General features: G+C 43.4%; 22 protein-coding genes. 17 read left to right on the forward strand and 5 right to left on the reverse strand.

Annotated features, from left to right (window positions below):
• Positions 1-7 precede the first annotated feature (7 nt).
• From sdaAA to V7D18_RS18705, 4 genes are all read left to right on the forward strand, one after another.
• Positions 8-883: an L-serine ammonia-lyase, iron-sulfur-dependent, subunit alpha gene (sdaAA, locus tag V7D18_RS18690; RefSeq protein WP_426156395.1), complete on the forward strand. Its 876-nt coding sequence runs from the start codon at positions 8-10 to the stop codon at positions 881-883.
• A 167-nt stretch (positions 884-1,050) separates the two neighbouring features.
• Positions 1,051-1,509, forward strand: a complete 459-nt coding sequence (locus tag V7D18_RS18695) for a MarR family winged helix-turn-helix transcriptional regulator (protein WP_426156397.1) — start codon at positions 1,051-1,053, stop codon at positions 1,507-1,509.
• An 8-nt stretch (positions 1,510-1,517) separates the two neighbouring features.
• Positions 1,518-2,903, forward strand: a complete 1,386-nt coding sequence (locus tag V7D18_RS18700; RefSeq protein ID WP_426156399.1) for an MATE family efflux transporter — start codon at positions 1,518-1,520, stop codon at positions 2,901-2,903.
• A 30-nt stretch (positions 2,904-2,933) separates the two neighbouring features.
• Positions 2,934-3,821, forward strand: coding sequence for an alpha/beta hydrolase fold domain-containing protein (locus V7D18_RS18705; RefSeq protein ID WP_426156400.1), 888 nt, complete (start codon positions 2,934-2,936; stop codon positions 3,819-3,821).
• A gap of 73 nt (positions 3,822-3,894) precedes the next feature.
• Here V7D18_RS18705 and V7D18_RS18710 read toward each other — a convergent pair whose 3' ends face one another.
• Positions 3,895-4,614 carry an adaptor protein MecA gene (locus tag V7D18_RS18710; RefSeq protein WP_117419571.1) on the reverse strand — a complete coding sequence of 240 codons (720 nt, stop codon included), beginning with the start codon at positions 4,612-4,614 and terminating at the stop codon, positions 3,895-3,897.
• An 898-nt stretch (positions 4,615-5,512) separates the two neighbouring features.
• On the opposite strand from V7D18_RS18710, the gene V7D18_RS18715 reads away from it, so the two are divergent.
• From V7D18_RS18715 to V7D18_RS18740, 6 genes are all read left to right on the forward strand, one after another.
• Positions 5,513-6,985, forward strand: coding sequence for a serine/threonine protein kinase (locus tag V7D18_RS18715; protein ID WP_426156402.1), 1,473 nt, complete (start codon positions 5,513-5,515; stop codon positions 6,983-6,985).
• Positions 6,986-6,991: 6 nt separating this feature from the next.
• Complete coding sequence (locus V7D18_RS18720; RefSeq protein WP_426156403.1) at positions 6,992-7,609, forward strand: hypothetical protein; 618 nt, start codon at positions 6,992-6,994, stop codon at positions 7,607-7,609.
• 35 nt (positions 7,610-7,644) lie between these two features.
• Positions 7,645-7,887, forward strand: coding sequence for a hypothetical protein (locus V7D18_RS18725; protein ID WP_426156404.1), 243 nt, complete (start codon positions 7,645-7,647; stop codon positions 7,885-7,887).
• 199 nt (positions 7,888-8,086) lie between these two features.
• Complete coding sequence (locus V7D18_RS18730) at positions 8,087-9,748, forward strand: glycosyl hydrolase family 18 protein (protein ID WP_426156406.1); 1,662 nt, start codon at positions 8,087-8,089, stop codon at positions 9,746-9,748.
• A 32-nt stretch (positions 9,749-9,780) separates the two neighbouring features.
• Complete coding sequence (locus tag V7D18_RS18735) at positions 9,781-11,208, forward strand: metallophosphoesterase (RefSeq protein ID WP_426156408.1); 1,428 nt, start codon at positions 9,781-9,783, stop codon at positions 11,206-11,208.
• A gap of 106 nt (positions 11,209-11,314) precedes the next feature.
• A complete protein-coding gene (locus tag V7D18_RS18740) occupies positions 11,315-11,986 on the forward strand; it encodes an N-acetylmuramoyl-L-alanine amidase (RefSeq protein WP_426156488.1) in 672 nt (223 codons plus the stop codon).
• Positions 11,987-12,051: 65 nt separating this feature from the next.
• Here V7D18_RS18740 and V7D18_RS18745 read toward each other — a convergent pair whose 3' ends face one another.
• From V7D18_RS18745 to asnA, 4 genes are all read right to left on the reverse strand, one after another.
• Positions 12,052-12,768, reverse strand: a complete 717-nt coding sequence (locus tag V7D18_RS18745) for a hypothetical protein (RefSeq protein ID WP_426156410.1) — start codon at positions 12,766-12,768, stop codon at positions 12,052-12,054.
• Between the two features lie 101 nt (positions 12,769-12,869).
• A complete protein-coding gene (locus V7D18_RS18750) occupies positions 12,870-13,916 on the reverse strand; it encodes a sensor histidine kinase (protein WP_426156412.1) in 1,047 nt (348 codons plus the stop codon).
• 230 nt (positions 13,917-14,146) lie between these two features.
• Positions 14,147-14,854, reverse strand: a complete 708-nt coding sequence (locus V7D18_RS18755; RefSeq protein ID WP_426156414.1) for a LytR/AlgR family response regulator transcription factor — start codon at positions 14,852-14,854, stop codon at positions 14,147-14,149.
• Between the two features lie 23 nt (positions 14,855-14,877).
• A complete protein-coding gene (asnA, locus tag V7D18_RS18760) occupies positions 14,878-15,885 on the reverse strand; it encodes an aspartate--ammonia ligase (RefSeq protein WP_426156416.1) in 1,008 nt (335 codons plus the stop codon).
• Positions 15,886-16,057: 172 nt separating this feature from the next.
• On the opposite strand from asnA, the gene V7D18_RS18765 reads away from it, so the two are divergent.
• The 7 genes from V7D18_RS18765 to V7D18_RS18795 all read left to right on the forward strand — a co-directional run bounded on the left by V7D18_RS18765 (position 16,058) and on the right by V7D18_RS18795 (position 23,046).
• Positions 16,058-17,119, forward strand: coding sequence for an L-threonylcarbamoyladenylate synthase (locus tag V7D18_RS18765; RefSeq protein WP_426156418.1), 1,062 nt, complete (start codon positions 16,058-16,060; stop codon positions 17,117-17,119).
• Between the two features lie 18 nt (positions 17,120-17,137).
• Positions 17,138-17,632 carry a deoxycytidylate deaminase gene (locus V7D18_RS18770; RefSeq protein ID WP_117419584.1) on the forward strand — a complete coding sequence of 165 codons (495 nt, stop codon included), beginning with the start codon at positions 17,138-17,140 and terminating at the stop codon, positions 17,630-17,632.
• Position 17,633: 1 nt separating this feature from the next.
• Positions 17,634-19,394 carry a B12-binding domain-containing radical SAM protein gene (locus tag V7D18_RS18775; protein ID WP_426156420.1) on the forward strand — a complete coding sequence of 587 codons (1,761 nt, stop codon included), beginning with the start codon at positions 17,634-17,636 and terminating at the stop codon, positions 19,392-19,394.
• Positions 19,394-20,077, forward strand: a complete 684-nt coding sequence (gene nth / locus V7D18_RS18780) for an endonuclease III (protein ID WP_426156490.1) — start codon at positions 19,394-19,396, stop codon at positions 20,075-20,077. Before V7D18_RS18775 ends, nth begins: the two co-directional genes overlap by 1 nt.
• Complete coding sequence (locus tag V7D18_RS18785; protein WP_426156422.1) at positions 20,074-20,781, forward strand: 3'-5' exonuclease; 708 nt, start codon at positions 20,074-20,076, stop codon at positions 20,779-20,781. Before nth ends, V7D18_RS18785 begins: the two co-directional genes overlap by 4 nt.
• A gap of 183 nt (positions 20,782-20,964) precedes the next feature.
• A complete protein-coding gene (locus tag V7D18_RS18790; RefSeq protein ID WP_426156424.1) occupies positions 20,965-22,461 on the forward strand; it encodes a VanW family protein in 1,497 nt (498 codons plus the stop codon).
• 9 nt (positions 22,462-22,470) lie between these two features.
• Positions 22,471-23,046, forward strand: a complete 576-nt coding sequence (locus tag V7D18_RS18795) for an AIR synthase-related protein (protein WP_426156426.1) — start codon at positions 22,471-22,473, stop codon at positions 23,044-23,046.
• The last annotated feature ends 11 nt before the right edge of the window (positions 23,047-23,057 follow it).

Consider the following 23,057-nt stretch of genomic DNA (forward strand, 5'->3'; position numbering starts at 1 on the left):
AGGAGCTATGGATTTTATTTCAGGACAAGAGTTACTGCAATTGTGCGAAGAGAACAGCTGCCGGATCTCCGATATCATGCGTCAGCGTGAGATCAGTGAATATGGGGCGACTGCTGAAGAAATAACGGAACGAATGAAAGAAGCATTCCGGATCATGAAAGAGGCCTGTCATAAGCCGTTAGATGAACCGGTTCCCTCCATTGGTGGTCTCATCGGGGGAGAAGCAAAAAAGGTGAGGGACAGAAGACGGCAGGGAAAATCCATATGCGGAAGCATGCTTTCCAAAGCAATCACCTATTCCCTGGCAGTTCTTGAGGTGAATGCTTCCATGGGCCTGATCGTGGCGGCACCCACTGCCGGAAGCTCCGGAGTCCTTCCCGGTCTTTTACTGGCTCTGGAGGAAGAATTTTCTCTTGATGATGAACAGATCATTGACGGACTTTTTACAGCAAGTGCCATAGGATATTTAATTATGAGGAATGCCTCCGTTGCAGGTGCTCAGGCTGGCTGTCAGGCTGAGGTGGGTGCAGCTTCTGCCATGGCAGCTGCGGCAGCTGCGGAAATTATGGGAGGAACACCCCAGCAGTGTATGGATGCGGCTTCCGCAGCCATTGTTAATTTACTTGGACTTGTCTGTGACCCGGTAGCAGGACTGGTGGAATGTCCCTGTCAGAGCCGGAATGTAATAGGTGCTTCCAATGCCCTGGTTTGTGCCGAAATGGCTCTGGCCGGAATCAGACAGCTGATTCCATTTGACCAGATGGTGGAAACCATGATGGTGGTTGGCCGTTCTATACCATTTGAATTAAGAGAAACGGCGCTGGGAGGGTGCGCAGCAACAGAGGCTGCCTGTACCAGAGCCTGCCAGATCTTCCAAAATTGAAAATTGGTGACTATTTTTTAAATTGAAAGGGATCGGTCCTTAGGGCCGGTCCTTTTACCATATATTTTTTCATATTTATTATCACAAAATAGTTGCGAGTGCAACTATTTTGTGATATGCTGTTTTTGAAATAATGCATTTATATGTATGTGTTTGGACACCAGGAGGTGAATGAATTGGATAAACACAGGGAAATCGGGAAATATATTTCGATTCTCCAAAGACTCAATAATATGTTTTTCGCAAACCGATTATCCTCTTTTCAGATAGGCTGTGGACAACAGTTTTTTTTATTGCAGATTTTTAAAAATCCAGGCATGAATTTTCATGAACTGGCATTAAACGGCCATTATGATAAGGCAACAGCTACAAGGGCAGTAAAAAAGCTGGAAGAAGAGGGGTATGTCCGGACAGAGACAGAAGAAGGGGATAAAAGGGTTCGGCGGATCTATCTGACTGACCTGGCAAAACCGGTCGTGGAGAAGACTATGGAGTGTGTGGATGAATGGGCGGAAATTATTTTAGAAGGACTTACAGGCGAAGAGCGTCAGGAAGCAGAGCAGCTGCTGATCCGTATGGCTGCCAATGCACACCAATTTAACGCGAAGCAAAAAGGAAAGGAATGACACACTTTATGGAACACAACAAGATAAATCAGGGGGGGAATCCCCTGGGATACAAACCAATTGGACATCTGCTGATGCAGTTCGCTCTTCCTGCAATTGTTGCTATGCTGGTAAACTCAGTTTATAACATTGTAGATCAGATATTTATTGGACAGGGAATCGGCTATTTGGGAAATGCAGCTACCACTATCGCGTTTCCAATTGTAACGATTATTTTAGCAGTCTCAACGCTTCTGGGAGCGGGTGGAAGCGCGTATGCTGCCATTAAGCTTGGTGAAAAGAAAGAAGAGGAAGCACAGAAAACTCTAGGAACCGTTACCGTACTGACTCTGGCGGCAAGTGCAGTAGTAGTGGCTGCAGGTTTTTTATTTCTTGATCCGATGTTAAAGCTTTTTGGCGCTACAGAGAATACCATGGATTATGCCAGACAGTATACTGCAGTGATTTTAATCGGAACTCCGTTTAATATGCTGGCAGTGGTGCTGAGCAATATGGCAAGAACCGACGGCAGTCCGGCGCTGGCAATGTATGCTATGCTGGTGGGAGCATTTTTAAATACCATACTGGATCCGATCTATATTTTTGTTTTTGACTGGGGCGTTACGGGAGCTGCCATTGCAACCATCACTTCCCAGATTATTTCAGCAGTGGCTTTAATTGTATATTTTATGAAAAAAGGTAAAAATATGCGTTTTCATAAAAAAACCATGTTTGTTGATCCGGAAATATGCCGGCAGGCACTTCCTCTGGGTATTTCCAGCGGAATTACACAGGTGGCTTCCACTATATTACAGGTTGTCATGAATAATTCTCTGGTGTATTATGGTAATCAGAATGCAGTAGGCGGGGATGTGGCACTCAGTGCCATGGGAATTGTCAATAAAATCGGAATGATTCTGTTGTCAGTCTGCCTTGGGATCGGAATTGGATCTCAGCCAATTTTTGGGTTTAATAAAGGTGCAGATCAGCCGAAACGGGTGAGAAAAACGTTCCTGGTCGCGGCGGCAGCATCCACCGGTGTGGCAGTGTGCGGCTGGCTGGTATGTCAGCTTTTCCCGGGAGCAATTTTAAGTCTGTTTGGTACCCAGGATCCTCAGTTTAACCTGTTTGCAGAACGCTGCTTAAGAATTTACATGCTTGGAATCTTTACTGCCGGGTTTCAGGTTGTGAGCACAAGCTATTTCCAGTCAACCGGACAGCCTTTAAAAGCTTCTGTTTTATCCATGCTTAGACAGCTTTTATTATTAATTCCCCTGATTCTGATTCTGCCTCTTTACTTCGGTCTGGATGGAATTTTGTATGCAGGACCTATGGCAGATATTATATCAGCGATGATAGTCAGTCAGTTTATCATTCATGAATTACGTAAATTAGACAGAGCCTGCAAGGCCTGATAAGCTTTAACCGGAAGGAGAAAGACAGCTGTGAGCCTGAAAATACAAATGACAAAATTTTTAGCAGGAATTGTTAATGCAGAAAAAAAGATGGAAGCGGAGCTTGCAGCACCTCCAAGAGGGGGGAACGTCATCAACCGGGATCATTTCACCAGGAAGGTAAGGGTGAAGGAGTGGGACGTTGATGGATTCGGAGGAGTTACCATCAACGGAAGCTATACCGGCCAAAAGCATATTTTAATGCTGCCGGGAGGTGCTTATTCCCTGGAACCTTCCCGCCGTTATCTGGAAATCTCAGAGTATTTTGCCATTAAAAAAAGAATGAAAGTAACCATCCCGTTTTGCCCGCTGTCACCGGAATACACAGCTTTAGCAGTACACCAGTATCTGCTAAATGTTTATATACGCCTGATTAATGAATATCCGGAAGATGAATTCTGTTTTTTAGGTGATTTTTCAGGGGGAGGTTTGGCGCTTTCCTTTTTACAGGAGCTTCGGGACAGGAAGATTCTGCCTTTGCCTGTTAAGACTGTAGTGATCTCGCCCTGGCTGGATATTACACTTGATAATCCCATGATAAAGATTGCGAAAAAGGCAGACCGCCTCCTTCCTGCAGGAGCATTAAAAGAAACTGGGATTCGTTACTGCGGTACGCTTGCATCCGATCACCCCTTTGTTTCACCCCTATATGGAAACTGGGATCATCTGGGTAAAATTCTGGTATTTTCAGGGACGGAAGATATTATGACTCCGGACTGTGATCTGCTTGCAGAGAAAGCGGGAAGTTTCGATCATACAGAGCTGGTTTATAAAAAGGGAGCAGGCATGGTTCATGACTGGATTTTAATTCCATGCAGGGAGACAGATGCGACATTAGAGATAATCTCTGCTTTCTTTCTGGATAATGAAGAAATTTAAAAATGAGGTTCGGTCCATAGCGGGCCGAACCTCATTTTGACTTGTGATGAAGTACTATGAACAAAGGAACGGATTAAAGTTGTGCAAGTGACTGAAGGGCATTCCCTTCAATCAGGACCTCGTAATGTTCCTTGTAGTACGCTTCGGAAGCGTAATCCTGATGAATCTTGGTTCCGTACTCTGCAAGAAGATTGCATACCCGGCTGAAGTCCAGAGACTTCTCAGGGGTGTTACGTATAACCAGATAATATTGTCTGGTATTTGGTTTTTTATATAAAGTATTCCTGCCATCGTAAACCTGTCCGATGATCTTTGCGGCATCAGAAATCTGATCCAGACTTTGAAAACAGTAGATTCTTACTGAGGAAGTGTTTGACTGCTCTTTGGGTTTTTCTTCTTCCGGCTCTTCTTTTTTGTCAATACCCAACAGATTTAACAGGCCATCGGCACCTTCTAGAAGCTCGCTTGCCAGATCTGCCGGCATGGAATCCAGTTCTTCGTCTGTTGATGGTGAAAATTTTGCAAACCTTGTATCTAATTCTTCCGGGTCATCGATTTTAGTGATCACTAACATCACGCTTTCGTTGGATAACGGAATTGCTTCTACCATGAGAGGAATGTCTTCAGCTTCAAATCCCACTTCGTTAGAGGCTTTTTGAATCATCTCGCGGAACAGGTTGCGGGCTTTTTCACTGCCGTAGGCAAGTTCGCCTAAATTAAGGTTTCGGACGCTTAAATCAAAGCTGGTAAGCGTACAACGGATCTGATTTTCATTGATACGTTCTATCTTCATAGGATCACTTCCTGTTCTTTTTAAAATGGTGAATATTTTTTACATACTTCCTCAACATAACTATACTATATATTATAGCAAAAAGGCAATTACTATGTGAAAAAATTTATATAAATTTAAGGTTTATATGCAAAAAAACGGGTATCCTATCTAATTGCTGGGATTTAATAGTTTGGATTTTCAGCGTGATACTGATATGATACTAATCATGAGGGAAGAATGAAAAAAGCGAAGGGAAAGTCAATATACGACAGCAGGACCGTTATAGCTTGATACCTGGGAAAAGTAATTGCACATTGAAATGGGATATGTTACGATAGTGGTATGGAACAATCGTGTCACTGCAAGGGCGTTGGCCTTCCATCATATATAGATGGGAGGTGGTGCGGATGAAATATGACTTTAAAGACCTTATGGCCTTTGGTATGTTCATAGTCGCATTACTTACCTTTATTTTCATTAATTGTAAGTAACGTTTTTCTATAAAGTCCTGGAAACAGGCAATAGAAAACCACCCTTGTAAAACATGGCGTGTTGTGCAGGGTGGAGTTCTCTATCATACATAATATAGGCCACCCCTTGTATTGGGGCGGTTGCTCCTTTTGTAATTCTAATATAGCATATTTGGTTTAGTATTTCAATAGTAAGATATACTTGAGTTTCCACAGATTTATCCACAAGTATTTCTTATTCCCTTTTGATGTAGGGAAGACGAATACTGTCAGGACAACAGCGTGTTCATTTGAGTTTAATTCCATAATGCTATCTTCTTTGATTCGTGGAGAATAATTCCAGAGATATTGTTTTGGGCATCGCCCCGCTCACTAAAAATGTGAAAAAATTATAAAATAGTTGAAAAATGAAGAATATTATATTACAATAATTTCCAGAGATGATATTGAACAGACACAAGGAGGTGATTTTAGTAAGCACCGTTCTGTTTGGAAAATATCAGCTATGCGGTATCTTGGGAACCGGTCGGGAAGGGACAGTTTTTCTGGCGGTTCATCTTGGGCTTGAGGAATACAGGGCAGTGAAACGTGTATCCAAAAGCTTTCTCAATTATGAACAATTCAGGCGCGAGGCATTCATTTTAAAGGAGCTGCGCCATCCTGGAATTCCCATTATATTCGACTTAGAGGAAGATGAAAGTTACAGTTATTTAATCGAAGAGTATCTGGAAGGAGATTCTTTATATGATCTTGTGAAAAAACAGGGTCATCTGTCGCGGGAGCTGACCGTATTCTATGGAATTCAGCTTGCCAGCATCATTAATTACCTGCATCTCGCAGGAACAACCCCTATATTACATTTGGATTTACAGCCAAAAAACCTGTTATTATGCCATGATACCATAAAACTCATCGACTTTGGCCTGGCTGCGTCTATAAAAGAAGCAAATGAGCCGGGAGAACGGTACGGTACAGTGGGCTGCGCTGCCCCGGAGCAGTATCAGACGGACGGAGTGCTTGATGAAAGAACGGATATTTATGCGATTGGAACAATTCTTTGTTATCTGTACACCGGAACATTTCCTGTGCTGCCCTTTATACCAGATCCTTCGATGGATCCGGACCTGGCAGCTGTTATCGGTCAGTGCGTCTGCAAAGAGAAAGAAAACAGGTTTTCAACGGCACAGGAGCTTGTGGAACGGCTCTGTCAGTTAAAAGAAACGGGAACGGATGCAAAAAAACGTCTGCAATCATCATCTCTTACAATTGCTCTTTCAGGGAGCAAATCTGGGGCAGGAACAACCCACATAGGAATCGGCCTGTCTGTCTACCTAAGAAATCAGGGATATCCCAACTTGTTGGAAGAAAAACAGGACTCATTCATGGGGGCCAGTCTTTTCAAATTCACAAAAGCAAAGCGTGACAGCTGCGGGCTGCTGCATTACAGGAATTTAATTGTAAAGCCTTATTACGGACCCGGAGTGAAATTAAAGGATCCGCCCTTTCGTGTGCGTCTGATGGATTGGGGAGAGAACTTAAGCCAGGCGGTCAGCATGGAACCTGATGCCGTGATTCTGGTGTGTGATGCCAGTATCTGGAACAGAATACATGCCCGGGAAGCTGTGGAAGTAGTAGTGAAATCCAAAATTCCATATGCCGTAATATATAACCATTGGGTTATTGGCATGAAAATCTTTACTCCAAAAGGAGCAGGACAATCATCATTTTTTCGGGCTCCTTTTTTCCCTGATCCCTTTACAGTCTGTGATGAATCGGAGATTTTTTATCAGGCTGTCACAAATGCAATACTGGTGGGGAAAGGGGGAAGTCATAAACGGTATTTTCAATTTAAATACTGGATAAAAGTCATAATTAAAAGATTCAGGACAAGGGAGCGCCATCGGTCGGGAAAGGATTAAACTTCTATGAAGGGAATCGTAAAAAGAGTCTGGAAAATGATAAAACCATTTAATGAAGAAGCAGTACCGGAACTGATTGGCATCATCGGCACCGGAAGGGGTACGGGAGTGACTCATTTTGCGGTCATGACAGCCGGATACTTAAGCGGTGTGATGAGAATACGGTGTGCAGTTCTGGAGTGGAACAGTCATGAGTCCATTCATGCTATGGGAGCTGTCTGCGGTGGTGAAAAAAAAGGTGAAAATTCGTTTCGGGTTTTAGAGACAGATTATTTTGCAAAAGCGGGGATTGATACGCTGCTGTTGTGTAAAAAGTCCGGCTATCAGGCTGTAATTGTGGATTATGGGACTGCAGAGGAAGGCAATCTGGGAGAGTTTTTTCGATGCGGCAGGCAATTAGTAATAGGGAGTCTTAGCGAGTGGCAGATAAGTGAGTTTCTGGAATTTGAAAAAAGGGAGATAAAAGCGGAAAGAAGCTGGGAAAGTCTGGTATCATTTGGAAGCGAGGAAGCAAGAAAAAGTCTGGAAAAAAGACTGAAGGTTCCTGTCAGAAGAATTCCGTTTTCTACAGATCCATTTTCTGTCACTGCTGAGATCATAAGTTTTTACGAGCAATTATTTTAACAGTACAAAAGAAAAGGTAGCGGGGAGAAAACAATATGAGTAAAGAGGACAGCAGTAAATGGAAAGAAGGTAATAGAGATCAGTATCTGGAAGGACTGAAAAGGTACAGAAATAAGGGAATCTCCATAGTAATTGATGGGGAGGAACTCCCGGAGACAGACTGGGGGAAAATATTTGAAATAAGGGAGGATGACAGTTTTTATATGGCAGACTATGTTCCCGATAAGGAAACAGGTAAGCTGCAGGAAATCAGATTTGACCGTGTATACAACCGGTAATTTCTGGAACATGTGATCAGGGGCGCGCCGGTGGATTCCATCTTCAGCCCGGAGTGAATCAATTTATGCGTGTCAGGGAGGGTTAGGGGACAGAATGTAATGAAAATGTAAATTCCAAAAATAAAGAAGTATGATATAATCTAGAAGATATTACAGAAATAAGTTCTTAAGATACGATCCATGATCAGGAGGAAAACAGATGAATAGGAGAGCAGTGCCGGTTATGGTGGCGCTGGGATTGATTTTGCTGGTTCTTGCCGGTTTTTTCGGAATCCGGTTTTTGGAGCGGTATATTCCATCCAGTGAGCAGGCAGATTTGACTGAGGTTTTGGGAGTTACAGGGGATGAGGTGGCAGTCTATTTCAATGAGAATCTTCAGGAAACCAAAGGTCTTTTTACAGAGGGTCAGACCTACCTTCCCATCAGCTGGATCAATGAAAATTTAAATGAGCGTTTTTACTGGGACAGCAACGAGAAGCTGTTAGTGTATGCACTGCCGGATTCCATTGTTTATGCAGACCGTGATACAAAAGGTCCTTCCGGAAAATCCCTGATTCAGGAGAAAGAGGATGGAGTGTATTTATCCCTGGGTCTTGTCGCTAATTATACAGATGCCGAATTTACAGCATATGATACAGCTTTAAATAAGCGGGTGTTTATCAACAATAACTGGACAGAAAAAGAACAGGCACTGGTTGTAAAAAGTGGCAATGTGCGTATTAAAGGCGGAGTAAAGAGCCCGATTGCAACTCATATAATTGAGGGAAGCAAGGTGACGGTTCTTGATTCTATGGATAAATGGAACAAAATCAGGACAGAGGATGGTTTTATTGGTTATGTGGAACGCAGGCGACTAGGAAAAACAGAAAAAGTTGCATCTGTAAGTAACTTTGAAAAGCCGGTTTACAAGAATATAACCATGGATCAGCCTGTCTGTCTGGTATGGCATCAGGTGACCTCGGCAGACGGGAACTCTTCTTTTGACAGCATGATAGCCAATACAGCAGGAGTTAACGTGATCTCTCCCACATGGTATGAATTAACCGATAATGAAGGAGGGTTCCGATCACTTGCAGATGCGGGCTATGTGAAAAAGGCTCACGAAAAAGGATTAAAAGTATGGGCGCTAATTAATAATTTCAGTGACAATGTGAATACAGAGATCCTGATGTCTAAAACATCCACCAGAAAAAAACTCATAGATGCTCTGATGGCAGAGGCAAAAACCTATGGATTTGATGGTATTAATCTGGATTTTGAGGGCATTAAGGAGGAAGCGGGACCGCACTATATCCAGTTTATAAGAGAATTATCCATACCCTGCAGAAAGAATGGGCTTGTCCTTTCTGTGGATAATTACGTTCCAGTTCCGGGAAATGAATTTTACAATCGTAAAGAACAGGGAATTGTGGCTGATTATGTGATTATTATGGGATATGATGAACATTATGCAGGGGGAGAGGCTGGATCTGTGTCGTCCATTCAATATGTGGATGATGGAATTAAGAATACTCTTAAAGTTGTTCCCAAAGAAAAGGTTATTAACGGGATTCCTTTTTACACCAGAATATGGACAGAAGGAGCGGATGGAAAAACTTCATCATCTTCCATCGGCATAGCAAAATCCAAGGAATGGGTTACTAAAAATGACGTAAAGCTGTACTGGCAGGAGGAACTGGGACAGTATTATGGAGAACTCCAGACAGAAGAAGGTAAAAAGTCAGTATGGCTTGAGGAGGAACGCTCCATTGGTCTGAAGATGAATTTGATCCGGCAGTACGATCTGGCTGGTGTGGCATGCTGGAAGCTGGGATTTGAGCCGGCTGATTTGTGGGATGAAGTCCGGCTTGATAAGGAATAACATAAGAAATGGACAGACAGGAAGGTCAGGTTATGAGAAAGAGGGTATTATTGGCAGCACTGGCGGCTGCAGTTTGTGTATCATCCGGGTGTTCTTTTAAAAAAGGAGTGCCGGAGCAAACACAGGGAGAGAGTACAGTGCAGCCTGAGACAGCAGTTACCGGGGTGCAGACTCCTTCCACAGCACAAGTTCCTGAGACAACCGGAGAGTCACTTCCAGAACAATCCCAGGTACCGGAGGAAGGAACAGCCAGGATCATCATAGCTACGGATATTCATTATCTGGCCAGGGATCTGACGGATATGCAGAAAAGTTATGAATATACGGCTGATCACGGTGACGGGAAAGTGATGAAGTATATCTGGGAGATTACAGATGCGTTCATTGAAGAGGTGAAAGCAGAAAAGCCGGATGTTGTAATATTAGAGGGAGATTTAACCTATAACGGGGAACGGGAAAGCCATATAGAGCTTGCAGGAAAGCTGGAGTCCATTGAGGAAGCAGGGATTCCTGTTATCGTCATTCCTGGAAACCACGACATCAATAATCCTGAGGCCTGCCGGTTTGAAGGAGATTCCATAATCAGTACGGAGAGTATTTCTCCCCAGGAATTTGAAGAGATTTATGATGAGTTCGGTTATAGCGAGGCGGTCAGCCGGGATCCTGCCTCATTAAGTTATATCTACCAGATCGATGATAAAACCAGAGCACTGATGCTTGACAGCTGCCAGTATGATCCTAAAAATCTGGTAGGTGGCATGATTAAGGATGATACATACAGCTGGATTGAAGAACAGATGGAGGAAGCATGGAATCTGGGCATGAACGTGATTCCAGTAGCCCATCACAATCTTCTTGATGAGAGTGAAGTTTATCTTCAGGATTGTACCATTGAGCACAGTGAACAGCTCATTGACCAGCTGGAGAGCTGGGAAGTCCCCTTATTTTTAAGCGGGCACCTTCATGTCCAGCACTATAAGAGATCCCATGATGATACCGGAATCTATGAGATTGTGACAGGTTCCCTCTCTACGCCGCCCTGCCTTTACGGAATACTGGAGTACGGAGCGAAGGGAACGTTTAACTACCATACTAAATCTCTGGATATGAAAGCCTGGGCGGAGAAAACAGGAAACACTGATAAGAATCTTTTGAATTTTAGTGATTACGGGAAAAAATATTTAAGCAAGGTATTTTATAATCAGGCACAGGATGAGTTTAAGAGTTTCAATTCCCTTCAGGGTCTTACCGAGTATCAGAAGGATATGATGGCTAAGGTGTACGCCGAGCTGAATACTGCATGTTATGAGGGAAAAGTAGCGGATATTCGTGAGAAGGTTATGGCAAAGCAGGGATATAAGATGTGGCAGGAAGAAGGTTATCCCAGCATTCTATCCCAGTACCTGGAGTGGATTACTGCCGATGGTGCCAGAGATTATAATACATTAAGCGTTAATTAGAAGGAAAGTCATTTGTACCGGTTCTTTTTTAATTCACCAAAAAGTATAATTCATTAAGAATGCGAATCAGGTAAAAAACGTGAATTTAAAAAAATGGGAACCGTTTATGGCGGTGATTTTGCTGATATTGGTTTATGTCATATCAAGCCAGGCGGGAAAGATGGCAGCAGTAAATAACGTTCCATCTGTGGGAAAGAAAAGGCCGGTAGTTGTCATTGATGCAGGTCACGGCGGGAATGACCCAGGAAAGATCGGAATAGACGGCAGCCTGGAAAAAGATATTAATCTGCAGATCGCTATGAAGCTGAAAAAATATTTAGAAGCATCGGATGTGGATGTTGTTCTTACCAGAGATAATGACAATGGACTTTACTCAGTCAAAGATAACAGAAAAAAGATGGCTGATATGACCAAACGGTGTGAGATCATCAATAAAACCAAGCCTGCACTGACTGTGAGCATCCATCAAAACAGTTATCATCAGGAGGAGATTTCGGGAGGTCAGGTTTTTTATTATAAAAAGTCTGAAAAAGGGAAAAAGCTTGCTGAAATTATCCAGGACCGGTTTGATTTCTTATTAGGAGAGAAGAATACAAGACTTGCGAAGCCGAATGACAACTATTACCTGCTGCTTCATGTAAGGACGCCGATTGTAATTGTGGAATGCGGATTTTTAACAAATAAAAAAGAATCGGCACTCTTAAATACGGAAGATTATCAGGACCGGGTGGCGTGGACTATTCACATGGGAATCATGAGATATTTAAATGAAAAATAGATGTAAAAGATAAAAACAGGAACCCATAAGCAGGAGGTTCCTGTTTTTTGTCAGCGGCATGGAATTTATTCTTTTGGCTGTAATTCATTTTCCATCTCAGCTTCGTTGTCTGTTTCAGTGTCGCGTTCTTTCGCTACGGTTTGAGTGGAAACGGCCTTATTTATTTCACCCAGCTTTTCAGACTTTTGTGTGGCCAGTTCATCGGACTGGCTTTGCAGCCTGCCCACATCTTCAATTTTCTGTTTGGTGTTTCCATATCCGGATTCAATTTCACTTTTCAGGACCTTAATCTTTCTGTCAATATGGTCTTTCGCTGATGAGATTACTTCTGTCTGGGATACTCCGGATGATAATTTTGTTATCTCATTTAACTGTTCTGAATTTGCTTCTTCTTTAGACTTTGGCTTTTTATAGATAGTACCGGTTTGATCATCGGAATCGGATTTTGCATCATCCGGCTCATCTGTCTGGAGTTGTGCTATCTGTTCATCAATCGCTTTTAGCTGATTCTCATATTCTTTCAGCTTCTCGTTCATGCTGTCTGCGCCGTTTGCCTGGTCAGAATCCAGCATTGCCTGCTTTCTTTCCAGAATAAGCTGTTTCTGATTCATAAGCTGTTTCAGCATACTCTGCTTTTTTCCGGCAGGGGAAATTTTCACATCATCGGTTTGCTCCTTTTCCTTATTTTTTCCGTAGAGTGCCTGGTACTTCTGATGAGCGGAGCGATTGAGTGAAGCAATATTTATTTTTGCCGGCTGAGTTTCCATTTTACCTATATACATTACATTCCCTCCTTGTGTTCTGATTATAAATCGGCAGATACAATGATGAAATAATCGTCTTGGCGTAAACGGTAAAGATACTGGTATAAACGGGTTCCAGTTTAAAGAGATGGCGGGAAAAGGGGAAGCATGACGCAGAAATGAAATACTCCTTCCGAAATTGACAGCTCCACAGTGCCATGGCAGCGTTTAGCGGCATCGTGGATATTGGACAGGCCAATTCCGTGGAGATGAGGCTCTTCTTTTGTGGAGTGTAAGTGGGTGGTCTTAAGCTTCCTGGCATATGGTACCGGATTCGTTATTTCAATTATAAGAAAAGAACTTCGGACACAGGAAGCCGCTTTTATAATCGGGTTATCAGTCTGACCGGTTAATTTCCGGCAGGCTTCCAGTGCGTTGTCCAATGCATTGCTTAAAATAATACACAGATCAGCAGGATTAATCAGATCAGAGGCGGGGAAGATGAGATCCGTTTCCAGGCGGATCTCCCAGGTGCGCGCAAGAGCAAGCTTTTCCCGTATGACTGCATCTGCATAAGCATTTCCCGAAGAATACTCCGGATAAAAAGAATTAACGGTTCCGGTTATACAGTCCAGATACTTTACAGCCTCCTGATTTTTATTCATTGAGAGGAGATTTTTAAGACACAGCATATGGTTTTTAAAGTCATGGCGGAACCCTGCCAGTTGCTTTTCTTCTCCCTGCCATGCTGCAATCCGCTTTTCCAGTATTCCGTTTTTCTCATTTGCAAGCAGCAGACTCAGCTTCCGGTCCGCATAGTAGGAGGAGAAAGTAATGAGAGAAACACCGCCTGCCGCCACTGCAGTAGCCATTATATTTGAAATCAGAGTGTTGTTGTGCTGAAACTGGCTACAGCCATAGTAAATGACGGTCTGCCTGGTGAAGAAACATAAAATCAGGAGGAACAAATTCTCAGCCATCGTAATCTCACCATGAAGATTGGAGTATTTCCTTCCAACCCATTCCAATATAGAGGAGTATAGAAGTATGGTTAAGATATCGCAAAGTCTGTAAGCAAGATCATAGAAAACAGGTCTTTCGATCAAATTTTTGCTGATATATTGAATCAGAGGCAGAAAAACAAAATTGCAGGTATATCCCAGTCCGTCAGTGAAAATAGCAATCATCACCTTTTTTCCGGCACTGGACTGGAATAAAACCCAGATCATCAACAGTGAAGTAAGGAAATAAAACAATTCCTGTGGAAAAATGCGGTAAAGTCCTAAATTAATGTTGATAAAATTGGAGGCTCCAGAAAAGACGGCAACACCAATAAGCGTAAAAAACTTGTGATACCTGCATCTCAGCATTTTGCTAAAGAAACGATAGTTTATATAAGTGGTAAAAAAGAGAAGAATTATAACAAGCCCTCCTTTTTCATATGTCTCAGGAAGGCGCTGGAAAAATCCTGGTATTTTCGTTTGCTGATTGGAATTGATTCTCCGTTTGCAAGATGAAGATCCATTCTGTCAAATCGGACAACATAGTCCATGTTAACAATATAACTTCTGTGGCACCGGTAAAACCGGGCAGGCAGATCCGTTTCAATGGCCTCCAGTTTTCCTGAATATTCTATTATGCCATTTTTATTATGAAGTGTCACTGTTTTATTATTTACTTCAATATATAAGAGATCAAAACAGGTTACGCATAAGGTTGTCTGTCCGGATTTCACTATAATGGGGGGTTCTTTCAACGGATTAAGCTGTCTGATTACATGATCCAGCACTGCATAGAGCTTTTGTTCGCTTACCGGCTTAATGAGATAATGTGACGCTTCCACATCAAAGGACTGAAATACATATTGTTTATAGGCGGTCAGAAAAACAATTTTTGTCCGCGTATTGATCTCCCTGATTTTACGGGCAGTTTCCAGACCGGACTCTTTTCCCATTTTTATATCCAGAAAAATGATATCAGGAGCTATGCCGGAACAAAGAAGGTTTGCACCATCTGTAAAAAGGAAAAGCCGGAAGGATATTTTCCTGGTACGAAAATATCCTTCCAGATCATTTGCAAATTCATGCATAAACTCCGCCTGGTCATCACAAAGAAATACGTTCATTTCATTCACTTCCTATGTAAAAATTAAAGAAGAAATATATTGTTCTTCCTGCATTCTGTCCGCATTTCGGCGGGCCAGATACTGGCCTGAACTTCACCGACGTGTGCGCGGTCTAATAAAAGCATGCAGAGGCGGGACTGTCCGATTCCACCGCCAATGGTATATGGAAGTTCCCCGTTTAATAGCATTTTGTGGTAGGGAAGTCCCTTGCGGTCTTCGCATCCGGCTTTCTTTAACTGTTCCGTCAGGGCTGTTTCATCTACGCGGATTCCCATGCTTGAGATCTCCAGTGCACAGTTTAAATGCTCAAACCAGAAAAGAATGTCTCCATTCAGCTGCCAGTCATCGTAATCCGGTGCTCTGCCGTCATGAGGTTTTCCACTGCCTAATTTATCCCCGATTTTCATAAGAAAGACACATCCGTGCTCTTTTGTTATGTTGTTTTCACGCTCCTTGGGCGTCAGATCTGGATAGAGGTCCTCCAGTTCCTGGGAGGTAATGAAAGTGATATCATCAGGAAGCTGCTTGACTGCCTGGGGATACTTATACCAGACTTCATGCTCCATGTGCTTGATGATCTTAAAAATAATTTTCACGGTTTCTTTTAATGTATCTTCGTTTCTTTCTTCCTTTGTAATTACCTTTTCCCAATCCCACTGGTCCACATAACAGGAGTGAAGATTATCCAGATCCTCATCTCTGCGGATGGCATTCATATTGGTATAAAGTCCTTCTCCCGGCTGAAAACCATATTCGTGAAGTGCCATGCGTTTCCATTTGGCCAGGGAGTGTACCACTTCCATGGTTTCTCCGGGGATCCCTGAAAGATCAAACTGAACCGGACGTTCCACTCCGTTTAAATTATCGTTTAATCCGCTGCTGCGTTCCACAAATAAGGGTGCGGATATCCGCTCCAGGTTCATTTCCCTGCCAAGCTCTTTTTGAAAAGTATCCCTTATGTATTTAATTGCTTCCTGAGTCTCCCTGACAGAGAGCCTGGGATCATAGTTTTGCGGTATAATCAGTTCCATGTTTTTCTCCTCTTTCAACACATACTGCTATTATGGTATCATTGATATGAAAAACTTACAACTGCTAATTACAAAGGACAGGGAAAGCCCAGTTTGCAAGGGGTAAAAGCATTGCATGAGCTTGTACGCTGTGATATGATAAATGGAAGTGAAAAGAAAAGAGCAGAAAGATATGAATACGAAACGAATTATATTAAAAGACAAAGAGCATCCGGATTTAGAGCAGCTTAGGGAACCGGCGAAAATACTGCGGGAGGGCGGTCTTGTGGCCTTTCCTACGGAAACTGTTTACGGCCTTGGGGCTAATGCTTTAAACGAAGAGGCTGCAAAAAAGATTTATGAGGCAAAGGGAAGACCATCGGACAACCCTCTCATTGCTCATATTGCAGATTTTAACGATCTGCTTCCTCTGGTAACTGAGGTTCCGGAAGCGGGGAGAAAACTCATGGAAGCATTCTGGCCGGGTCCCCTGACCTTAATTTTCCCCAAAAGCGGTCTGGTTCCCTATGGAACCACCGGCGGACTTGATACTGTAGCAGTCCGAATGCCTGCAGATCCCGCAGCAAGCGCTCTGATCCGGCTGGCAGGAGTTCCCATAGCAGCTCCCAGCGCCAATACCTCCGGCCGTCCAAGCCCTACGACTGCAGATCATGTATGGCAGGATATGAACGGAAAGATCCAGATGATTGTGGATGGCGGTGCTGTGGGAATCGGTGTGGAATCCACAATTATTGATGTTTCCGGGGACGAGCCCATGATACTCAGGCCTGGTGCGGTTACTCAGGAGATGGCTTCTGCAGTTTTAGGAAAAGAGATCTTCCTTGATCCTGCAATCACTTCAGGGCCGTTAAAGGCTGATGTAAGACCGAAAGCGCCTGGAATGAAGTATAAGCATTATGCGCCCAAGGCAGATCTTACACTGTTTGAAGGCGGAGAGGAAACTGTGGCAGCCGCCATTAATAAACTGGTACAGGAAAAACTGGAAGCAGGATACCGCGTTGGTGTAATCTGTACTGATGAGACATTATATTTATATCCCCAGGGCATGATAAGGAGCATTGGCAGCCGTGTACAGGAGGAATCCATTGCCCATAATTTATATGCAGTTCTGCGGGAGTTTGATGATTTAAATGCAGACTATATATTTTCTGAAAGCTTTTCCAGAAATCATCTGGGACAGGCGATTATGAACCGGCTGACCAAGGCAGCGGGATACCACATTATTCAGGTTTGATAAGGAGGCGCAGAAACGATGACTGGAAAAAGAGAAGATTATATTACCTGGGATGAATATTTTATGGGGGTTGCAGTATTATCAGGGAAACGTTCCAAGGATCCCAGCACCCAGGTAGGAGCCTGTATCGTCAGCCAGGATAATAAGATTTTATCCATGGGTTATAACGGATTTCCGCTGGGATGTTCTGATGATGAGTTTCCCTGGGGCAGAGAAAATGAGGCAGAGGATCCCTATAATGCCAAATATTTCTATTCCACTCACAGTGAATTAAATGCTATTCTTAATTACAGGGGAGGAAGCCTGGAAGGTTCTAAACTCTATGTAACACTTTTTCCCTGTAATGAGTGTGCAAAAGCAATCATTCAGTCTGGAATTAAAACAATTGTTTATGGTTCGGACAAATATGCGGGAACACCCGCAGTAAATGCCTCCAAGCGCATGCTCAATGCGGCAGGAGTCCGCTATTATCAATATCAGCCATCCGGCAGAAAAATAGAGATTGAGGTTTAATATGAAGTTCTTACTGGCGGCGCTGAATGCCAAATATATTCACTCCAATCCGGGCGTTTACAGTTTAAAGGCTTATTCGCAGGCGTGGATCAGAGAACCGGAGCTTCGTGACGGAAGGTTTCAGATAGAAATCGGGGAATATACCATTAATAATCAGATGGATGAAATACTGAGCGATATTTATAGAAGAAAACCGGATGCAGTGGGATTCTCCTGTTACATCTGGAATATTTCCTATATTTTAGAACTGGTACGGGACCTTCCGAAAGTTCTCCCTGATGTGGAGATCTGGCTGGGAGGTCCTGAGGTTTCTTACGATGCAGCCCGGATTTTAGAAGAAGAACCTGATGTTTTCGGCATTATGATGGGAGAAGGGGAAGAAACCTTTAAAAAGGTGGTTTGCTGCTATCTGGATCAGCAGAGAAAAACTACGGGGTGGAATAAATCAGCCTTTCAGGAGATAGATGGAACCGCTGTCAGAGATAAAGATGGAAGAACGGTTATAAATCCTTTAAAATCAGCAGTTGATCTAAACAAGATTCCATTTCTGTATGAGGACATGACTGGTTTTGAAAACCGTATCGTTTATTATGAAAGCAGCCGTGGCTGCCCGTTTTCCTGCAGCTATTGCCTGTCTTCTGTTGATAAATCTGTCCGGTTCCGTGATACGGATCTGGTATTAAAGGAGCTGGGATTTTTTCTTCAAAAAAGGGTTCCTCAGGTAAAATTTGTAGACAGAACCTTTAACTGCAGCAGAGACCACTCATTTCGTATCTGGGAATATTTAATCCAGAATGACAATGGGGTAACTAATTTCCATTTTGAAATTTCCGCGGATTTACTGAACCAGGAGGAATTACAGCTGATGTCCCGTATGAGACCAGGGTTAATTCAGCTGGAGATCGGGGTTCAGAGTACCAATGAAACCACCATTAAGGAAATTCGCCGGAGTATGGATCTTTCTGTTTTAAGGAAGAATGTTGAAATCATAAACAGTTATGGAACCATTCACCAGCACCTGGATCTGATCGCGGGACTTCCCTTTGAAAATTACGAAAGCTTTCGGCGCTCCTTTAACCAGGTCTATGATATGAAGCCGGAACAGCTTCAGCTGGGATTTTTAAAGGTATTAAAGGGTTCCCATATGTCACAGAAGGCAGAAGACTATGAGATCCGTTATAAGGAAAAGCCGACCTATGAAGTCTTATCCACCAGATGGCTTGACTATGGAGAAGTTCTTAAATTAAAGGGACTGGAAGAGATGCTTGAGGTTTATGGCAACAGCGGACAGTTTCAAACGACGATGGAAGAACTTTGCAGGGAATTTCATACTCCCTTTGATATGTTTGAGGCACTGGCTGAATATTATGATAAACAGGAATTGTCAAAGCTAAGTCACAGCCGAATGGCGAGGTACGAGATATTAGATATGTTTATCGGCCTTCGGGTTCCCGAAAAGCGGCCTTATTACAGAGATCTTCTGGTATATGACTTATATCTGAGGGAGAACTTAAAAAGCCGTCCTGATTTTTCTGCTGACCAGGAGCCTTATAAAGACCAGATAAAGGCATTTTTTGCTGATGAGGCGGTCAGGTATTGTTACTTAAAGGAAGGTTATGAGGGATTTGAAGCCAGACAGTTGATAAAGATGGCTCATATTGAGGTATTTCATAATGGAAGAGCAGTTCTTTTCGATTATAAGAGGAGAGATGCACTTTCCCATAATGCAGCAGTCCATGAGCTTGGCATATGGAGGAAATGATGGCTAAAAAAGAGACAAAAGCGGAGAAAAGAGCCAGGGTAAACAGAGTTTTAGAGGCTCTTGACCAGGAATACGGAACGGAATATATTTGCTATTTAAACCATGAGACACCATGGCAGCTGCTGATTGCAGTTATTTTAAGTGCCCAGTGCACCGATGCCAGAGTCAATATGGTGACTGCAGATTTATTTCAAAAGTATGACTCGCCGGAGAAATTTGCAAAGGCTGATTTAAAGGAGCTGGAGCAGGATATCCATTCCCTGGGATTTTATCATATGAAGGCCAAAAATATTATTTCCTGCTGTACGGATTTGATGGAAAAGTACGGCGGTGAAGTTCCAAAGACCATGGAAGAACTGACAAGTCTGGCGGGAGTTGGGAGAAAAACGGCTAATGTTATTCTGGGAAATATCTATTTTGAACCGAGTATTGTGGTTGACACCCATGTAAAGCGGATATCGAAAAAACTGGGATTTGCCAAATCGGAAGATCCGGAAAAAATCGAGTATGAACTGATGGAGATACTGCCAAGAGATCACTGGATCCTGTGGAACATTCAGATTATCACGCTGGGGAGATCCATCTGCATTGCAAGAAATCCCAAATGCAGAGACTGCTTTTTAAAGGAGCTGTGTCCCGGCGCTGTGACGGGGGAAAAAGAGGAGAGGAAGAACAGGACGTGATATCATCGTATGTTGCTGTGGATTTAGAAACTACCGGTCTTGACCCTAAGCGGGATAAAATTATTGAAATCGGAGCAGTGCGTGTGACCAAAGGCGAGGCAGGAGATACGTTTGAGTGCTTTGTAAATCCGTACCGGAGTCTGGAGGAACGTGTAATTTCCCTGACTGGAATTACTGACAGTCAGCTGAATCAGGCAGAGGGGATTGAAACAGTAATCGGCCGGTTCCTTGATTTCGCAGGAAATCTGCCCATTCTGGGACATCATGTTATCTTTGATTACAGTTTTTTAAAACGCGCAGCTGTAAACAGTGGATCAGGCTATGAACGGCAGGGAATTGATACGTTAAAGCTTGCAAGAAAATTTATGCCGGAAGACACTCCCAAAAGCCTTTCTGCAGCCTGCCGGTATTTCGGTATAGAAATAAAACAGAGTCACCGTGCTTTATGCGATGCTTTCGCAGCTCATGAGCTGTATCAGGCAATGAAAAGGGAGTTCGGCCAGGCAAAATCCGAAGCGTTTGACTCAGACGTGCTGATTTATAAGGTAAAAAAGGAACAGCCGGCATCAAACAGACAAAAAGAACACTTGCAGGATTTATTAAAATATCATAAAATAGCTTTATCTGTGCAATTGGATCATTTATCCAGAAATGAAATATCCAGAATCACGGATAAAATCATTGCACAATATGGAAGAATATAAGAGAGGTGATACAAAATGATTAATTTTAATAATAAGAACAATAAGAAGTTAATGTCAGTAGTTTTAATCGTAGTCGTAGCTTTACTGATCGTAGCAATGGTACTACCCATGATGTTCAGTTTTATGTAATCGTTTTTACTTGGAAGACCGCCAAGCGGAAACAATAGAGTAAGAGGAATGAATATGAAAAAGAAGACTTTGTCCATATGCCTGGCAGCCTCCTTGCTGGCACTGGGAATCGGTTTTTTCTCACCAGCATACGTTATGGCTGATACGCTTCCGGACGGTATCTATGTCGGAGATTATAATCTGGGCGGTTTGACAGAGGAAGAAGCCGGGCAGAAAGTTCAGGGCCTGGTTAATGAGATGGAAAATCAGAAAATCACACTGGTTGTGGACGGACAGCCGGTGGAGACGACAGCTAAGGATCTGGGGTTTCATTGGAGCAACCCGGAAGCGGTTGCCCAGGCAGCGTCCTCCTGGCAGGGAGGGAATTTATTAAAGCGATATTTAAATAAAAAGGATATTGAACACAATCCTGTGATCATTCCTTTGGAGACCGCTCTGGATGACGGCAGATTGGCGTCATTTGTAGCAGAAAAATGTGCTCCAGCGGTTACGGAACCAAAGAATGCCACCATTATCCGCCAGAATGGAGCATTTACAGTCACACCTTCTGTTATTGGAAAAACAGTGGATGTGGAAGCCACAAAGCAGGCGCTGAATGCGGCATTTGCAAATGGTTTGAAAGATCCTGTTACGGTAAATGCGGTTATTGCTGAAGTAAAACCGGCTATTACAACGGAAGATTTATCCACGATTCAGGATGTGCTGGGAACTTTCTCTACCAATTTTTCATCCAGCGGCGCATCCAGATCAAAAAACCTGAAGGTGGGTTCAGGCAAGATCAACGGCCATGTGCTGATGCCTGGAGAGACTTTATCCGGTTATGACTGCATGCATCCCTTTACAGTAGGCAATGGTTACGCCACTGCTGCTGCATATGAAAACGGGCAGGTGGTTGACAGTGTAGGAGGCGGGGTGTGCCAGATCGCAACTACGATTTATAATGCCGCACTCAGGGCAGAATTAGACATCAGCCAGAGACAGAATCATTCCATGGTGGTAAGCTATGTGAGACCGTCGGAGGATGCTGCAATTGCCGGAACTTATAAAGACATTAAGTTAACCAACAATTACAGCACACCGATTTATGTAGAGGGTTATACATCGGGAAAGACTCTTACCTTTACCATATACGGTAAAGAGACCAGACCCGCAAACCGAACCTTTGAATTTGTTTCAGAAACACTCAGTGTAACAGATCCGGGGGCACCAAAAGAGGTAGTGGATCCCGCTATGCCGCCTGGAACCAGAAAACAGGTTCAGTCAGCTCATAAGGGCATTAAATCACGACTCTGGAAGATTGTCTATGTAGACGGTGCAGAACAGAGCAGAGAGATTCTTCACACAGATACCTATAATCCTTCCAAAGCAATCATAAAGGTAGGTCCGGCAGCACCGGCAGTGGCAGAGCCCATACCGGTTCAGCCGTCTGAAATCCCTCAGGTTGTTACCCAGCCATCTCAGGAGACGGCACAGGCGCCTGATTCCGGAGCAGCACCAGAACCTGAATGGGAGGATACCGGGGATAGTCCGGAAGCAGGACCGGGAGAATAAGTACAGACGATGAGACGGATTGAAAGAGAGAATACGGGAACGGTAAAGCCGGGGCAGGATCTTGTGACAGCAGGATTTGCAGGATTAGCCGGGACGGTAAAAATAGTAAGAGAAAGAGAAGGAGAACTGCATCAGTGGTTCTCCTCGCAATATATTGACCGGATTTTAAATGGGGAATTTTTATTACCGGTGAAAGAACCGGAGTTTTTTAAGAATCTGGGAGCAACTGAATGGGAACCGGCACTTGAGGGTGGAATATTAAAGGCTCTCTGGGATTTATCCGGCGCATATATGACGGGCATTCGTTTTGACCTCCATAAAATCCCTGTAAGGCAGGAAACGATAGAGGTTTGTGAGAGGTATGACTTAAACCCATACCGGCTTTTCTCTGATGGCTGCTTTGTATTGGCAGCAGACAACGGTGGAGATATAGTATCTGCCTTAAAAGAGCATGGGCTGGAAGCTGCGGTCATCGGGAAAGTGACAGGCGGCATCAAACGGATTATTGTCCATGAAGACGGGATCGGTTATCTGGACCGCCCTTCAGAGGACGAACTTTATAAGGTGTTATCCAAAAAAAGGTAAATCGGAGGTAG

The sequence above is a fragment of the Lacrimispora sp. 38-1 genome (genome assembly GCF_049890855.1).
Classification (GTDB): Bacteria; Bacillota; Clostridia; order Lachnospirales; family Lachnospiraceae; genus Lacrimispora.